The 17,097-nt window shown below is 56.7% G+C and carries 12 protein-coding genes; 5 read left to right on the forward strand and 7 right to left on the reverse strand.

The window, feature by feature from the left end; translation table 11 throughout:
• Nucleotides 1-121: 121 nt before the first annotated feature.
• The 5 genes from GOV88_RS01295 to GOV88_RS01315 all read left to right on the forward strand — a co-directional run bounded on the left by GOV88_RS01295 (nt 122) and on the right by GOV88_RS01315 (nt 6,695).
• On the forward strand, nt 122-1,081 hold the full coding sequence (locus GOV88_RS01295) for a dihydrodipicolinate synthase family protein (RefSeq protein ID WP_171239296.1): 960 nt from the start codon (nt 122-124) through the stop codon (nt 1,079-1,081).
• The gene (locus GOV88_RS01300) at nt 1,072-2,004 is read left to right on the forward strand and encodes a proline racemase family protein (RefSeq protein WP_171125085.1); all 933 of its coding nucleotides are present in this window, start codon (nt 1,072-1,074) and stop codon (nt 2,002-2,004) included. Before GOV88_RS01295 ends, GOV88_RS01300 begins: the two co-directional genes overlap by 10 nt.
• On the forward strand, nt 2,001-3,239 hold the full coding sequence (locus GOV88_RS01305) for an FAD-dependent oxidoreductase (protein WP_171239297.1): 1,239 nt from the start codon (nt 2,001-2,003) through the stop codon (nt 3,237-3,239). The genes GOV88_RS01300 and GOV88_RS01305 overlap by 4 nt, the downstream gene beginning before the upstream one ends.
• 9 nt (nt 3,240-3,248) lie before the next feature.
• Nucleotides 3,249-4,274 carry a proline racemase family protein gene (locus tag GOV88_RS01310; protein ID WP_171239298.1) on the forward strand — a complete coding sequence of 342 codons (1,026 nt, stop codon included), beginning with the start codon at nt 3,249-3,251 and terminating at the stop codon, nt 4,272-4,274.
• Between the two features lie 207 nt (nt 4,275-4,481).
• A complete protein-coding gene (locus GOV88_RS01315) occupies nt 4,482-6,695 on the forward strand; it encodes an NADP-dependent isocitrate dehydrogenase (protein ID WP_171239299.1) in 2,214 nt (737 codons plus the stop codon).
• A gap of 163 nt (nt 6,696-6,858) precedes the next feature.
• On the opposite strand, the gene GOV88_RS01320 is transcribed toward GOV88_RS01315, so the two are convergent.
• The 7 genes from GOV88_RS01320 to GOV88_RS01350 all read right to left on the reverse strand — a co-directional run bounded on the left by GOV88_RS01320 (nt 6,859) and on the right by GOV88_RS01350 (nt 17,051).
• Entirely contained in the window at nt 6,859-7,965 is a 1,107-nt protein-coding gene (locus GOV88_RS01320) for a transporter substrate-binding domain-containing protein (protein WP_171125077.1), read from the reverse strand.
• A gap of 44 nt (nt 7,966-8,009) precedes the next feature.
• Nucleotides 8,010-9,239 (reverse strand): transporter substrate-binding domain-containing protein, encoded by a 1,230-nt coding sequence (locus GOV88_RS01325; RefSeq protein WP_171239300.1) that lies wholly within the window; start codon nt 9,237-9,239, stop codon nt 8,010-8,012.
• A 19-nt stretch (nt 9,240-9,258) separates the two neighbouring features.
• Nucleotides 9,259-10,047: a PP2C family serine/threonine-protein phosphatase gene (locus GOV88_RS01330; RefSeq protein ID WP_171239301.1), complete on the reverse strand. Its 789-nt coding sequence runs from the start codon at nt 10,045-10,047 to the stop codon at nt 9,259-9,261.
• Between the two features lie 3 nt (nt 10,048-10,050).
• Nucleotides 10,051-11,046, reverse strand: a complete 996-nt coding sequence (locus GOV88_RS01335) for an FHA domain-containing protein (protein WP_171125072.1) — start codon at nt 11,044-11,046, stop codon at nt 10,051-10,053.
• Nucleotides 11,047-11,254: 208 nt separating this feature from the next.
• On the reverse strand, nt 11,255-13,387 hold the full coding sequence (locus GOV88_RS01340; RefSeq protein WP_171125070.1) for a protein kinase: 2,133 nt from the start codon (nt 13,385-13,387) through the stop codon (nt 11,255-11,257).
• A 338-nt stretch (nt 13,388-13,725) separates the two neighbouring features.
• Nucleotides 13,726-15,012 carry a dynamin family protein gene (locus GOV88_RS01345; protein WP_171239302.1) on the reverse strand — a complete coding sequence of 429 codons (1,287 nt, stop codon included), beginning with the start codon at nt 15,010-15,012 and terminating at the stop codon, nt 13,726-13,728.
• The gene (locus tag GOV88_RS01350) at nt 15,009-17,051 is read right to left on the reverse strand and encodes a dynamin family protein (RefSeq protein WP_171125066.1); all 2,043 of its coding nucleotides are present in this window, start codon (nt 17,049-17,051) and stop codon (nt 15,009-15,011) included. Before GOV88_RS01350 ends, GOV88_RS01345 begins: the two co-directional genes overlap by 4 nt.
• Between the last annotated feature and the right edge of the window lie 46 nt (nt 17,052-17,097).

Consider the following 17,097-nt stretch of genomic DNA (forward strand, 5'->3'; position numbering starts at 1 on the left):
CCAGAATGGCGCGTTTTTTCATATGTAATAGAGCTGGATTTTGTATCCAATATCCGATAGAGCGAGTTGAATGGGCCTGAAACCAGCGCCCGAATACTGTTTGATTGGAAGGATGACACGGATGTCGACCAATGTGTTCACGGGAACAATGCCTGCACTGATGACCCCCTGTAACGCTGACCGCACACCTAATTTCGACGCGTTGGTTCGCAAAGGGCAGCAGATGATCAGCGCTGGTATGTCGGCAGTCGTCTATTGTGGGTCGATGGGTGATTGGCCCTTGTTGACGGACGAGCAGCGGATGGAAGGTGTTGAGCGCCTCATCGCGGCAGGCTTGCCCGTGGTTGTCGGCACGGGGGCCATAAACACGAAGTCAGCCGTTGCCCATGCGGCCCATGCGCAGAAAGTTGGGGCCGTTGGCCTTATGGTCATACCGCGCGTTCTATCGCGCGGCAGCTCTCCAACTGCGCAGAAGAACCACTTCAAGGCGATCCTGAACGCAGCGCCGGACGTCCCGGCGATCATTTACAACAGCCCATATTATGGGTTCGCGACCCGGGCTGACCTGTTTTTTGCTCTGCGCGCAGAGCATCCAAACTTGATCGGCTTCAAGGAATTCGGGGGTAAGGACGACCTGCGCTATGCCGCTGAAAACATCACCAGCCAGGAGGATCACGTGACGTTAATGGTCGGAGTCGACACCGAAGTGTACCACGGATTTGTAAATTGTGGTGCTACCGGGTCGATCACCGGCATCGGAACGGCCCTGCCACGCGAAGCCTTGCTTTTGGCGGCGCTGTCCAAGAAAGCGGCGCAAGGGGATGCCGAGGCGCGGGTGCGCGCGCAGGAATTGACCGAGGCGATTCACGTCCTGTCCAGCTTTGACGAAGGGCCTGATCTGGTGCTTTATTACAAGCACTTACTGGTGCTGAACGGCGAACAGGAGTACCGTTTGCATTTTAACGAAACGGATGAGTTGACGGATGCGCAGCGTAATTACTGCGAGCAGCAATATGCTCTTTTTCAGGCGTGGTTTGCCAACTGGTCAAAGCAGGGCGGAGTGATCGCTGAATGCACGTGATCGACAGCCACACCGGAGGAGAGCCAACACGGGTTATCCTAGAAGGTGCGCCTGATCTGGGCACGGGCGCCTTGTCAGAGCGCGCCCGAAGGTTGGCAGAAGATCACGAGGGGTTTTATCGGTCGGTTATGCTTGAACCACGCGGCCAATCGGCCATGGTCGGGGCGCTATTGGTCGAGCCAGTGGATCAGACCTGTGTTGCCGGTGTGATTTTCTTTGATGTTGATGCTGTTCTTGGCATGTGCGGACATGGAACAATTGGCCTTACCGTGACCCTTGGGCATCTGGGGCGCATAGGTATTGGATCTCATCGGATCGAAACGCCTGCCGGTATCGTCACGGTCGAACTGCACGATGCGCATACGGTCACCGTGACGAATATCGAAAGTCGGAGGGTCCACGGCGATATCTCCATCGAAGTACCCGAATACGGAACCGTAACCGGCGATGTCGCTTACGGTGGCAACTGGTTTTTCATCGTTGATCCAAGCCCGATTCCGGTCGAGCCCGGCAACATCCGCAGGCTGACAGATCTTACGATCGCGATCCGTGACGCCTCAGTTTCACAAAGTATCGGAGGGGAGCAGGGCGAGCCCATAGATCACGTGATCTTTCAAGACGCCTCGCCCGATAATAGTGTTCACAGTCGCAATTTTGTTCTTTGCCCTGACAATAATTATGATCGTTCGCCCTGCGGAACTGGCAGCTCAGCGCGGCTGGCGTGTCTTGCCGCAGATGGCGTTCTGGCTCCGGGAGAGGAAATCGTTCAGCAGAGTGTGATTGGAAGTAAGTATCGGCTGTCTTACCAACCCGGCCTGAATGGTGGTGTGATCCCTTCGATTACTGGGCAGGCCTTCATCATGGCCGAAGCGACGTTGATCTTTGACAAGGCTGATCCATTCAAGACTGGGATCGCGTTGTGACCGAACAGGTCGTTGTCATTGGAGCTGGTGTCATCGGTATCACAACCGCGCTGGAATTGCAGCGCCGCGGGCATTCGGTGCTGGTGTTGGACAAGGGTGGTGTTGCGGCTGAAACCTCGGCCGGAAATGCAGGTGCTTTTGCGTTCCCCGAGGTCGAGCCGCTGGCGACACCCGGCATCATGCGAAAAGCCCCGAAATGGCTACTGGACCCTCTTGGCCCGTTGTCCATTCCCCCGGCCTATGCGCTCAAAATCGCACCTTGGATGTACCGGTTCTGGCGCGCGAGCCAACCGGGACAATACGCCAGATTGTTAGAGGCGCAGGCCAACCTGATGCGATTGTCGGCGGCGGCGTTGGAGCGGCTGCTTCCTGCCGTCAATGGCGAACCGCTGATGCAGCGCGACGGGCAGATGCAGCTTTATGAATCCGAAGCCGAATTCCGCGCCAGCCTGCAAGCATGGGAAGTTCGCCGCGCCCATGGCATCAAGTTCGAGCTTTTGGAAAGTCCGGCAGCGATCGCGGAAAAGCAGCCCGGTCTCAGTTCACGTTTCACGCATGCCGGGTTTACGCCGGATTGGCTGAACACAATTGACCCAAAGAAGTGGGTCGAGCATCTGGCGCAAGCCTTTCGTGGCCGACAAGGCAGGATCGAACAGCAGGACATTCGGGCGCTGACACCGTTGGAAAACGGTGCGCGTATCACTACGCAAGGGGGTACGATTGACACCGCAAAACTCGTGCTGGCAGCAGGTGCATGGTCGCATCACCTTGCACGGACGCTTGGGGATCACATACCGCTTGAGACCGAGCGGGGTTACAACACCACCTTGCCAGATGGGGCCTTTGATCTTCGGATGCACTTGACCTTTTCTCGTCACGGTTTTGTGGCCAGCCGGATCAACGGCGGCGTCCGCGTGGGCGGGGCGGTCGAGTTGGCGGGACTGAGCTTGCCACCAAATTTCAAACGGGCGGACACATTGCTGAAGAAGGCGACGCAGTTTCTTCCCGGTTTGAACACCGAAGGTGGCACTCAGTGGATGGGGTTTCGTCCGTCTTTGCCCGACAGCATGCCCGTGATTGGGCGGTCTCCAAACGCGGCTGACGTTATTTATGCCTTTGGCCACGGGCATCTAGGACTGACGCAATCGGCGGGCACCGCTGAACTTGTCGCGGCACTCATTGATGACCGGGACGTGCCGATTTCGTTGGCTCCGTACTCTCCGGCACGGTTCTGAGGAAGAGACATGCGAAGTGTAAAAACGATCCACGTCATATCCGCCCATGCAGAAGGTGAGGTCGGCGACGTTATCGTCGGTGGGGTTCAGCCGCCTCCTGGCGATACGCTGTGGGATCAGCGGTCGTTCATCGCGCAAGATCAGACATTGCGGAACTTTGTTCTCAACGAACCGCGCGGCGGTGTCTTTCGCCATGTGAACCTGCTTGTGCCGCCCAAGCACCCGGATGCCGACGCCGCCTTTATCATTATGGAGCCCGAAGACACGCCGCCGATGTCAGGGTCGAACTCAATCTGTGTGGCTACGGTGCTGCTGGATAGCGGGATTATTCCGATGCAGGAACCGGTTACTCAGCTTGTTCTCGAAGCCCCCGGAGGATTGGTGCAGGTTCGCGCCGATTGCAGGAACGGCAAAGCCGAGCGGATTTTCGTGCGCAACCTTCCCAGCTATGCCGACAAGATTGCAGCGCCTCTTGAGGTGGCAGGAGTCGGTACTTTGACGGTGGATACCGCATTTGGGGGAGACAGTTTCGTTGTGGTTGATGCGGCTGCGCTTGGGATAGATATCCAGGAAGATGCCGCCCGCGACATTGCGCGTTTGGGTGTGGCAATAACGAATGCGGCGAACGATCAGATTGGTTTCAGCCATCCCACGAACAAAGACTGGAACCACATCTCATTTTGCGCATTCTGCGGCTCGCTTGAAACCACCGAAACCGGGTTACGCAGTAAATCTGCTGTGGCCATTCAACCGGGAAAGGTAGACCGCTCTCCAACCGGAACCGCGGTGTCGGCGCGGATGGCATTGATGATGGCAAAAGGGCAAATGGTCGTAGGACAGACATTCGAGGCGATCTCAATTATCGGGTCCCGGTTTTCGGGCAAGATTGTCGATGAAACACGGGTTGGTGACCGGGCTGCAATCATTCCTGAAATCGGCGGTCGCGGTTGGATAACCGGTGTTCATCAACACATGCTGGACCCTGACGATCCATGGCCCGGCGGGTACAGGCTTAGCGATACCTGGGGTGTCTGACATGCGTCTGCTTCACGATTTTCAGCGAAACGTGTCAAAATGCGCAGCTTGTTGTGATTGATCCCAAGCCATTCGTGATTTAAGGGAGGCCCTGTCAAATCAGAGTCTCCGTTGGGGCGGTAGGATAAACGCGCCCCACCTACGCCACGCGAACGTGGCAAACTCTTGGATCGCACGCCCCGAAAGGCTTAAAAAAGGTAAAAGAATATGGCAGATAAATCGAACTTCGACATATTGTATACCATTGTAGACGAAGCGCCCGAGCTGGCCAGCGCCTCGTTCCTGCCCATCATTCGCAAGTTCGCCTCGGCCGCGGGCGTCAGCGTTGGCACCAAGGATATTTCATTGGCTGGCCGCATCCTTGCGACCTTCCCGGAAAACCTGACCGACGAACAGCGTATAACCGATGATCTGGCCGCTCTGGGTGAATTGGTGAAGACGCCGGAAGCCAACGTGATCAAGCTGCCGAATATCTCAGCCTCGGTCCCGCAGTTGGTTGCGGCCGTCGAAGAACTGCAGGCGCAGGGTTATGATATTCCGAACTACCCTGAGGAACCCTCGACCGACGAAGAAAAAGCGATCCGCGCCCGTTATGATGCGATCAAAGGCTCGGCCGTGAACCCGGTTCTGCGCGAAGGCAACAGCGACCGCCGCGCCGCACGTGCTGTGAAGAACTATGCTCAGAAGAACCCGCATTCGATGGGTGAGTGGGCCTCGGACAGCAAAACAAAAGTCTCGTCCATGTCGGGCAATGACTTCTATGCTAACGAGAAGTCGGCCACCATCACCGCGGCTCAGGCCGGGGATGCCAAGATCGAATTCGTCGGCAAAGACGGCAGCGTTACCGTTCTCAAAGACGGATGGCCGCTGGCCGAAGGAACCGTGGCCGATGCGACGTTCATGTCGGTCAAGGCACTGTCTTCCTTCCTGGCGGATGCCATTGAAGACACCAAGAACGACGGCACCATGTTCTCTCTGCACATGAAAGCCACAATGATGAAGGTCAGCGACCCGATCATCTTTGGCTATGCCGTCAAGGCGTGGCTGGCCCCCGTGTTCGAGAAATTCGGCGCTGAACTGGACGCGCTGGGTGTGAACCCGAACTCTGGTCTGGGCGACCTGCTGGACCGCGTGAAGGGCAACGCCGAAATCATGGCTGCAATCGACGCCATCAAGGCGGACCGTCCGTCCATGTACATGGTCGACAGCGACAAGGGCATCACCAACCTGCACGTTCCGTCGGACGTGATCATCGACGCCTCGATGCCCGCCGTGATCCGCGCAGGCGGCAAGGGCTGGGATGAGGCCGGGGCCAAGGGCGACACAAACTGCGTGATCCCCGATCGCTGCTATGCGCCGGTCTATGACGAGACGATCAACTTCTTCAAAGCCAACGGTGCATTGAACCCAGCGACTGCCGGTGCGGTCGCAAACGTCGGTCTGATGGCGCAGAAGGCCGAAGAATACGGTTCGCACCCGACGACGTTCCAGGCACCTGCTGATGGCACCATTCGCATCGTACTGGCCAATGGTGACGTGCTGCATTCGCACGATGTCGAAAAGGGTGACATCTGGCGCTCGTGCACCGTCAAGAAAGCGCCGATCGAGAACTGGATTCAACTGGCCATGGACCGTCAGCGCCTGACCGGGTCCGAGGCAATCTTCTGGCTGGACGCAAACCGTGCCCATGATGCCGAACTGATCAAATACGTCAAACCGGCGCTTGAAGCCGCAGGTGTAGCCGACAAGTTCCTGATCATGGCACCGCGCGAAGCCACCCGCCAGTCGCTAGAAACGATCACGGCGGGCTATGACTCGATTGCGATCACCGGCAATGTGCTGCGGGACTATCTGACTGACCTGTTCCCTATCCTTGAGCTGGGCACCTCGGCCAAGATGCTGTCCATCGTCAAGCTCATGAATGGTGGCGGTCTGTTTGAAACAGGTGCGGGCGGCTCGGCCCCGAAGCATGTGCAGCAACTGGTCGAGGAAAGCCACCTGCGCTGGGACTCGATGGGTGAATTCTGCGCATTGGGTGAATCGCTGAACTTCCTGGCCGACAGCAAAGGCAACGCCAAAGCAGGCGTTCTGGGCGCCGCAGCCGAAGCCGCAACGCAGGGTATTCTGGACAACAACCGTTCACCCAGCCGCAAGGTTGGTCAGCCGGACAACCGCGACAGCCACTATTGGTTTGCCCGCTATTGGGCCGAAGCCTTGGCGGCGCAATCTGATGATGCAGAGCTCGCGGCCGAGTTCGCGCCTTTGGCCAAAGCTCTGGCGGATGGAGAAGAGAAGATCCTGTCCGAACTGGCGTCTGCTCAGGGCGGGGCCGCGGATCTGGGCGGTTACTATCACACCGATCCCGCCAAAGCGGCCAAGGTCATGCGCCCAAGCGCGACACTGAACGCTTTGATCGACTGATATCTGAAATCCCTCATTCAAGTGCGTTAGGGGAAAACAACAAAAAAGGGACCGGCCTTGAAAGTCGGTCCCTTTTTTTGTGGCCGGGGCGCGCATAGCCTCTCCGGCAAGCGAATGGGTTTGTGAAACGGGGCTGACGACAAGCCAGCCCCGTTACAGTTTCTTAATTCGATGCTGCGTTCAGTTTTTCATTCTGTTCCCGCAGCGTATCCGAGATGATCGCGTACCACTCGCCGCTTTCGCGCATTTCGTTCAAACCCTTGTTCATCATCGCGATGTATTCACGAGCAAAGGGATTGGTGCGATGCGCAAGGAAGCTCATCGACGACAGCGTGGACACGTAAGGGTTCTCGACAATATCTGCCGACGTCAGGCCCATGTCCTTCATGGTTGCTGCGAACAATTCAACTTCGAACGCGGCAACATCGGCAGTCCCGGTCAGGACCGCATCCAGACATTCACGTGCAGTGTTGGGCTGAACGACAGTCGTATTGGTCCGGTTCAGGCCGATTTCTTCAAGTACGACCATGCTCCATCCGGCCATACGGCAAACTGTGGCACCTTCCAGATCGCTGAAGGTCGTTGCGTTTGTGTATTCGTTTTCCGGCAGAGTGTAGAAACCGCCAACAACATCATACACCGGAACCGAGGCGACAAACTGTGTGCATCGCGCCTCAGTTTCAGCGGACCACTCATACGTGCGGTTGGTGCAGTCAGGGATGGTCCAGGCGATTGAAATGTCAAAAGCACCAAGCGGCAGGAGGGTGTCCAGATGCGAACCCCAGTCGTCCACAAAGCTCACCGAATAGTCACGGCTGTTGCCAGCGCGTTGCAGGCTGGTTGTCGCCAGGCGTGTCATAATTCCACCCCCGCTCAGGCCTTCGCTGGTAAAGGGTTCCCAGCCATTGCCCGCGACCAGTTTGATCGGCGGTGCGTAAACATTCGAACGCTTGATGCTTGCCGCACGTTGTTCTTCGGCTGCGATAATTTCCTGCGCACTCTGACCGTTGGGCAGGCTGCCGTCTTCACAAGGCAGCGCCAGAACCAAACCCGGCTCAAGCGCGTTCGGATTCGTGATCGCGTTACGGTTCGCGTTAAAGATCGGCTGATAGTTCGACGTGCCGTAGGCAGCGATGGCGATTGTTGCCATCGTGTCGCCATCCTCGACGGTGTAATTTGTACAGGCTTCCTGCGCGGCGGCGGCCCCGGCGCTCAGGGCGGTGACGGCCGTTGCCGACAGCGCGACTTTCTTCAGGTTGAAACTAAACATGTCCACTTCCTCCAGACTAATGTGTTGTCAGGCCGATTGGGGCCTTAGCCATTTTCCATTTGATGACGCAGAGCGGTTGAGACGATGTCACGCCACTCTCCTGATTGCTGCATGATCGCCAGACCCTGGTTGAGCGTCTCAAGGATCGCTTCCCCATCTGGATTATCTTTGTGGGTCATAACGTTAAGCGACTTGATCGCCGCCAGGTTGGGGTTTTCGATAATGCGGTGTTCGTACCCTAGACGGCCAATCGCTTCGACGGCCAGATGAGCTTCGATCGCCACGATGTCGGTAGTGCCGTCCATCAAGGCGTGAAAGCAGTCGTCCGGGGATACCGGGCGCATCAGGGAAATCGCTGGCTCATAAAGACCGACTGAGTCCATGTGCGACAGTGACCAGCCTTCAGGGCGGCAAATCGTGGTTCCAGCGAAGTCGGCATAAGTCAGAGTTTGCTCATAACCCGACCCCTCACGTGCGAAGAATGTATCGACGACCTCGTAGAAAGGGTTCGAGAAATTGTAGGTTTCGCAGCGGTTGCGGTCTTTTTCCGACAAGGCAGCGGGTTCTTCGCAAACGGGGCGCGACCAAGGGAAGGTTGCGTCAAAGGCCAGTGTCGGCATCAGCAGATCCAGATGCGAAGACCAGTCATTCACGAACTGAATTTTATAGGCCTGCTCGGGCGCTGCGCGCAGCATCGCCGTTTCGACCAGGTTTGTATAAAGGCCGCGATGAGGCAGGGCCTCGTCCGTGAAAGGGGCATAGTTGCCACCGGTGATTAGCAACAATTGACGGTCACGAATTTCCGGCTGTTCGGCAGCATCCGCGTTACGGATCAAAGCAGCTGCTTCGCTGCGCGCGGCTTCGATTTCCTTTTTCGCTTCGGCGCGGGCTGCAATGACGGCGTCATCGCTGGCCTTTTTCGCTTCGGCGATGGCTTTGGCTGCACGGTCTTCGGCGGCCTTGACCAATTCGGATGCCATTTCCGCAGCCATCGCCTCGGCCTCAGTCTGAGGTTTGGCTGGTGCGCGGCCAATGTCTTCGAGACAAGGCAGGGTCAGGACATCGCCCACACGAATGATGTTCGGATTGTTTCCGATCACATCGCGGTTGGCGTCAAAAATTATGCGAAAGTCCTCGGTGGAATAGACCTCGATGGTCAGCTCGCGAAGACTGTCGCCGCGTTGAATTTCATAGGTGGAGCACGCCTCTTGCGCCGAGGCAGCACCAGCGGCGGCAGCAAGTGCCAGGCTGGATATGATAAGATTAGGTCTCATTTTTCCTGTCGCTTTGCCTTCATTCGTTTTTTGTGAGTTTCACGACGCCGATCGATACATTGTCCTGATCAGGGTCGTTCTTGGCCTTAACCGCCTGTAACAAGGCGTCGGCAATGTCCTGCGCCAGCGCATTAGAGTTGGCCTGAAGAACTGCCAGAATTTCCGCATCAGTGATGTATTGAAGACCGTCGCTGCCTGCGATCAGAACGTCAGTGCCTTCTAAGGCCACGGGGTCTTCAGGGCAGTCTACCTTTGGGATGGCCCGGCCCATGATCACCGATGTCAGTTGATTGCGATCGGGATGGGTTCGGGCCTCATCCTCGGTCAGTGTGCCCTCAGTGACCTGAGCATCAATGAGTGGCGCCATGGAATGATCTTCGTTGATCTGGCTCAGGGTCCCATCCCGGTACAGGTAAAGAGGGCTGTCACCGATTGAGATCCAGAATACCCGTCGACCCAGGATCAAAACGCCCAAAAGCGTCGAGCCCATCTGGAGACCCCGGCCTTGTTCCTCGCAGTGATTGGAGACCGCGGCGTTGGCGAGCATTGCCGCAAGCGGCAAAGCGTCTATCAGATTGGATTCTGACGGGGATTTTGTTTCAAGTTCGGGGTCCAGTGCTTCGCGCCAGGCATTGATTACGAACTCTGCCGCGACTTCCCCGGCATCGTGCCCGCCCATACCGTCTGCAACGACAACATAGGCAGCATCCGACGCGTCGAACATACGCGATGCGACAGCGTCTTCCTGATTCTCGCGCTGACCCTGATCCAGGATCAGCGCAACGTCATATGCCGGGTTCGCCAGCATAAATCAGGCATCCCGCCAATCAAAGCCGTCGTCGCAGAAGGCGGCAAAACGGACCGTGGTTTCGCTGATGCGAATAAGATCTCCGCTGTTCAGGGCGACGGTGCTGAGAACCGGTTTACCGTTCAGGCGGACAAGGTTGGCCTTGCCGCCATGTCCCAGATAGCATTTGCGATCTTCCGGGTCGTAGGCGATCACAGCGTGATTGCTGCGAGAGATGCCGGTGTCACCAAAATCAAGCTGGATGGCCTGATCATCGTTTCGACCGATCTGCATCAGACCTTCGGACAATGTGACGCTTGTTCCGCGGCCCGGACCGCTTGTCACCACAAGCCATCCAACGGGAAATGTCTGCTCAGCAGCTTCGGTTTTGGCGACCGGTTCTGCGGTTTCAATCAGGTCCTGAACATGCGTATCGGCACGTTCGAACCCAAGGAAAGTTGTCTTGACGCGGCCGCGACGATCCGAGGCAGGCTCGGGCGCAGGCGTTGGAGCGACGGTTTTGATTTCGTCCACCTTAGGTTCTTCAATTGCTGCCTCGGGCTCTTCCACAACGACTTCGACAACCGTGTCTTCCGGAGTTGCATCGACGACGACGATTTCTTCCGCGACCACGGTTTCCTCGGTCGCGACATGCAGTGTCACAACCTGCTCTGGTTCGGGTTCTTCCGATACCATCTCGTTTTCAGGCGTTTCCTGAATCTCGGCGATGACCTCGGTCATCACGATTTCATCCATGTCCTCGACCGTATCGTCGGCGGCGTTGGCGTCTGCCTCTTCCGTAAACTCTGGCATCTCGTCTTCGGGCAGCAACTCGTCACTGTCTTCGTAGGTTTCAGACGACGACATATTGCCCCCGGCCAGCGCCTCGCGCAGAGCGTTGAAATCTGCAATCGGCTCGGGCTTTTCCGCCTCGGGGGCGGTGGCTTCCTCGGTTTCTGCTTCTTTAGGTTTGCCGGCACCTTCGAGAAGCCGGCTGAGAGGGCTTTTGTATTTGAACATGGTGACGACACCTTTTGTTACTGGGCACAGGCTTTCTGACCTGTGGGGCTGCTACTCACCTCTGCGCAGGATCGCGCAGCGGTACTGATGATTGAAAACTCTTGTCACTCATACTTTCCGCGGCGGGCCGGTCCCCGTCGGGGTAGCGCTGACTTTTGCGCGACCCTCAGCAAACACACACTGGCGGACTACAATTGAACCGGTCTGATCACTCCTGCACCAATTGCATGACAACTTCTGCCTCGGCGCCGTTTCTTAACACCGTCAAACGGGCCTGAGATTTGTCTTCAGAAACAAGGCTGCTCAGGATGGTATCCAAGCTTTCCGGTCCATCGATTGCAGTTCCGGTTTGCGCCTCAGAGACCAAAACGTCGCCTTCCCGCAAACCGCCTGCCGCATCGGCCGGAACGGTTTCGGTGACTGTCGTCCACGAAGCGCCGTCCGAATTGCGGATTTCGAACCCGTATCCGTTTTCAAGGCCAACCATGCGAATTGCAGGCAAAGCCAGTAGTCCGTTCTGGGCGCGTGTCTTCCCTAGCGCCCGATAACGTGCGGTGATACGGATAAAGCCGTCAGGATCGACATTCAGGTCGTTCAGAACTTGCGCAGCAAAGGTGGCGTCAGCCTGAACCGGTTTGCCGTTCAGAGTGTAAATGGCCGCGCCACGCTGAACCCATTCACCGATTATCGACATGTCGCGGGTTGCATCTACGCCCGTGACTGCGATCACGTTGCCCGTTGAAGCCCGGCGCTTGGAGGTCTGAAACGGAATTTCAACGTCCCAGTGGGAAAACGCAACCTGAGTTTCCGCAGGTGTGCCGGTTTCCACCGGGGCGGGGGCTTCTTCGGTTGGGGTTCCGGCTGCCGGGGCGTCTGCCTCTTGTGTGGCAGCCGGTTGAACCAGGGTCTGCTCAATAGGTTCTGGCTCGGGTTCTACCTGCTTGGGTGCTTGTTCTGTCGCGACCTCAGGTGCGTCCTGAGTGTCTTCTGACAACACTTCAACTATGGGCTCGGGATTTTCTATGCTGGGGGCCAGCGATACTTCTGCGTCTTGGGTTGCGTCTTGTGCGGGCGCATTGTCCGTGTCGGACATCAGGAAAAACCCACCGGCGGCCAACGCTGCAGAGACGACCGCGACGCCTGCAATCAGTTTGCCGCTGCCGCCCGATCCGCTTTTAACGACAGTGTCCACTGCCACCGGTGGTTCTTCTTTTGGCGTGAACTGGGCTAGTTCATCTTCTTTCTTGTCCTCGTTGCCCAGAACAATGTCCGAATTTCCGGCCAACAATGCCGTTACAACGGCCTCAGCGTTTTCGCTTTCGGCCTTGATGCGGGCTTTTTCTTCGGCCTCATCCTTGCGGTCCATTGCGACGATCACCGAAACGGGCCGGTAATCGAACGAGTCAAACATCACGCCCGGACCACGGAACATACGCAGCCAATCCAGCGCGCTTTGCATACGATCCGTTGCGTGGACTTCCATCGCCTTGTCGATCGCTTCCAGGAAACCCTCCGGATACCCGTTAAATCGACCGCTCAAAGGCTCGTAAGGGTCATCCTGACTGTTGTTGAAGGCGTTCAGACGCGTTTGGCCGTCAATCGGGCGTTCACCGCTGATTGCGTGATACAGCGTCGCTGCCAGAACATACAGATCACTGCTGGGCCCTTGCTCGGCCCCGCGGACGTAGAATTCGTGTGGCGAATAGCCATCCTTGATCACACGCAGCGTCAGAAGGGCGGCGGATTGGTTGGCGGCCTGTTCCCGTGCCGCGCCAAAGTCGATCAACTCGGGCTCACCATTCTCGTCGATCAGAATGTTGTCGGGTGAGATATCCCGGTGCAACATGCCGCTTTGGTGAATGAAGGACACCGCAGACAGCATTTTCTCGGTCACCTGAACGATAAAATCAGGGCCTGCGTCGTTGTCTGGGTTTTCGACATAATCCAGAAGATCGGATCCCTGGATGAAATCCATGGCGATGTAGGCGGTATTGTTGTCCTCGAACACCTGATGAACGTCGACGATGTTGGGGTGGACAAGGCGCGCGTGATTTCGGGCTTCCTGAATGAACAGATCAATGATCGAGCGTAGATCGCTTTCAAATCCAGGTTCGACAGGCTCTACAAGATCGCCGTTTCGGCGGCACAACGCCCCCGGATAGCATTCCTTGATGACGACTTCCCGCTCAAGGCTGTTGCGTGCCAGATAGGTGATACCGAAGCCGCCATTGCTGAGAAAGCGCAGGATCTCATACTGCCCACGCAAAAGCTTGGCGCCCGGTTGAAGTCCCTCAATTTTCGGTTCGTCGTGCGTCGCATCGACAGCCTGGTTGTGGCTCATTTCTTCCCGCCCGTTCTAATCATTTTGCGGTTCATTTAACGGGGCAAACAGCCCAACAACTCACAACCAAACACAACCGCAGGACACTTGAGACTGTTAGACGTTTCAAATTTGACTTTATTGGGGCCGCCTCATGGCTTCACTGAGAACGGGAATTGTGGAAAAACTAAATATAGTAGTATACTTGTGCAAAAAATCTAAATATTGATATCTGGAGCGCAATAAATGCGGACTGAATCGCGATTTTGCAATGATTGGTGGCTGATTTCGAAACAATAGCGCCCCGATTCTGTGGTCTTCGAATCGCTGACTTACTGCTCAATTATAGCGCGAAACAGTCAGGTGCCGGTCTTGGACTGCACAGAGTCTGCTCGGCTGCCGGCCCATGCAAGGTTGTCGCTGAGCTGAGCCAGAATGCTGATCGCATCCCTGAGCGGGGCGTCACCGGATTCAAACTGTAGCAACAGCAACAGATCAGTGGCCTTTTCAAACTCGCCCGGAATCCAATCGGCCTCAGAGCTGATTTCCCCACCTTGCTCAAGACGCTCGGCAAAGTCTTCGACGATTTCCTGACAACTATGCAGGAAGGCAGATGGTTCGATGTCCGAGCTTTCCCTCAGATCTTCGTAGATGCTTGCAATCGCGGCTAACCAGTCTTCGAGGATCGGGTTTTCCAGCGCCGGCATTGCGGCTTCCAGCGTCATTTGAATTGGCGAAATTTCGGGTAGGCTCGTTTCTGCCTCGGGCGGTTCAAGCGAGTCTAGATAGGGCATCAGATCCTGCTCAAGATCACTGCGCGCGGCTTCGATGTCCGACAGGCGCCGGTTCGAGGCAATTTCCAGTATATGCTCCGCCAGGTTTTGGCCCCCGCAGGTCTCCCACAGGGCAAAATCAGGTTCAGGTTCCTGCGACATGGCACGAACAGCAACAGGGGTTCCAATCGGAACCACAGACCGGAACATGTCGCCCTTTTCCTTGTTCAGGCGCGCCAGTATCCGATCCATTGCGTCTTTGACGGGTGGAAGATCGGCATGAGTAACTGCCAAGAGGCTATTGGCCCGTAGTTCCTGCGGGACCTGTGACCAAAGATGACGCTCGGTTTCCCGCCACGCGCTGGTGCCGTTGGTGCACCAGATTGCACAGTCGACGAATTTCAACAGATCAAGCGTTGGTTTGTAGGACTCGTCCAATGCGCCTGCGCCGGGAAGGTCAAACAGAGAAATCTCTTGCAGGGCGGGGGTGTTCAAGCCGACGGAAATAAAATCAGGATTGTCCGCCGCTGCCTTTTCCAACGCGATGCCCGAGTAAACTTTGGGCTCTTTGCCCCACCACCCGACGGTGGTTTCTGGTGCCTCGGCATAGGCCACGATCACCAGCGGCAGTTTCAGATGCTGCGGCCCGGTCGGCAAAATATCCGCCCCGGCCAGCATATTGGCCAGGCTGGACTTACCAGCCCCGAATTCGCCCGCAAAACCGATATTCACCGCGTTTGAAAGCCGCTCGGCGTGGGCCAGCGCCCGTTCGCGCAGGTCGTTCAGCACCGGGTCCGACGGCAGTTTTTCTGTGACGGTCAGAAAGTGCTCGAGTTTGCGCACTTCCTGCTCGGTTCGGGGAAATTCGATCATTCCGCAGCCTCGGGTAGTATCTTGTTAGAGGAGTCGGGGCCAAAGACGGCTTCCAGTTCATCCGCAACACGCTGGGCGCTGTCAAACGCGTGCTGAGCCTCGGTTCTGGCGTTTGTGTCGCCAGTACCAGAGCGGTGTTCAAGGTGACCCGCCAACAACGCCAGATAGTGATCCAGCACGGTATTCAGCCGTTCCATCAGGTCTGCGCGCGCGGTGTCCACCAGATCGTCGCCAATCATCTCGAATTCCTGAACGATCATCTGTTCAGCCCGCGAAACGACACTTTTTCTGGAAATCAGACGCGATAACCAAGTGACGCGTAATTCCACCGTGATGCCCCGTGTTAGGGCCGTGGTGTCCGGACGGAACCACCTGACCGCGCTGGTATTCATTCGATTGTCCGTCGTGTCCTGCCAGCCAGGAAGCGAGCGCAGGGCCGCATTGCTTTGCATGTCGACAGCGTACAATTCGCTAAGCATTCTTTGCCGCACAACCTGAGTTGCCCCTTGCACCAGTTCGCGCATGCGATCGCGCAGCGGTCCAAAGTTCAGCTCCGTTTCACCGCCCTTGGCCAGCAACGGAGACGCCCCACCGGGCCCTCTGACAACGCCCGAGACAGCCTCGGCCACGGTGTCGTCCATGACGCCACGCAGATTTGCCAGCACTTCGTCCATATCATTGACGATTCCAGCGGTCTTATTGCTGACCAATTCCCGAAGGTTTGCCAAAGTCTTATCGTTTTCAGACCCTGTGTTCGGGCTGTTTGCGGTTTCATCGTCAATGGCACGCAGATGTGCCTTGGATCGCTCAACTTCACCTTGGGCAAAGCTGTTAAGGTGCTGCCATGCCATGCGAAGATGTTCGTTCCGGGGCCCGTCATTCAGGGCACTGGTCACATGCCGACGCAAGTCAGGAAGGCCAGAAGCAATCATCGCCGCAAAGCGCAGCACGCCCTCGCGACTGATTGGACCGGGGCCTTGTTTGATCTCTTCCACACCGTCCAGATATTGTTTCATCTGTTCGGGATGGGCCCGCAACCAGGCTAGGACATCGTCGTGGTTAATACCGGTTTCATCGCCGGTCAGTGCATAATGCGCCCATTGCGCGCTGCCCATCAGAACATCAATGTCAGAGTTGCCCAGTGCTTTGTCCAACCCGTCCATCACATCGGAACGTACTTTGGTGGCGTCATCTGCGCCCCCACCAAGTTCATCGACGCGGTTGATGAAGACAACAATCTGACCCAATTCAAGCGCCTGCATCAGGCGGAACAGTTTCAGGTCTGCTCGTGACAGTGCCTGATGCGCTGACAGAACCACAACAAAGAAATCGGATTCCCTAAGATACTGACGCGAAATTTCTTCGCGGATCAGAAGGGGATCGTTAACGCCCGGCGTGTCCGTGACCGTCACCGGAAACGGGAAATGACCGATGTCGAAAAACACCTCGGCCTTGCGCGTGATGTCACTGTACAGCCCACGATCCGAACCGGGATCATACACGCCATCCTCGGACGGATCATCGCCCGCGCAGACATAACGCGCCAAGTCTTCGGATGTGAGTTTTTCCAGATCGTGATGCTGGCCCAGCAGATGTTTGTAACTTTCACCCAAGCGCAGCTTGGCGCGGGTTTTCATCGCGTCGACCTGCTCTTCGATCATCTCGCGCTTATAGCTGTCCTCATCATCGGGGAACATGTTGCGCAGCTCTTCGCCTTCCGCGATAAGGGCCTGCCACTGGCGATTGTCAAAGAAATGGAATTCTGCTCCGTCGGTTCGCCCGGACGGGTGACCGAAATGCATGTCGGTGATTACAGTCGTCCACGGGTTTACGTCCGAGGGCAAATACCCGGCCTGCGCGGTAAATCCATTGATCAGCCGGGATTTACCCGCCTTGATTTGCCCGACAAACGCGATAGACGGCTTCAGGTTCGAAAGATCGCTGACGATCCGCGAGATGAACTGCTGGGTCTCTTCATTGCTGACCTCGTTCATCTCTTCGGCGATGCGTATCAACTCACGTCGTTGATTTTCACTCATAACACTTACCCTGGCTAATCCTAATCAAGGATTGAATTCGTTGAAA

Origin of the sequence: Ruegeria sp. HKCCA5491 (assembly GCF_013034565.1) — a bacterium.
Classification (GTDB): Bacteria; Pseudomonadota; Alphaproteobacteria; order Rhodobacterales; family Rhodobacteraceae; genus Ruegeria.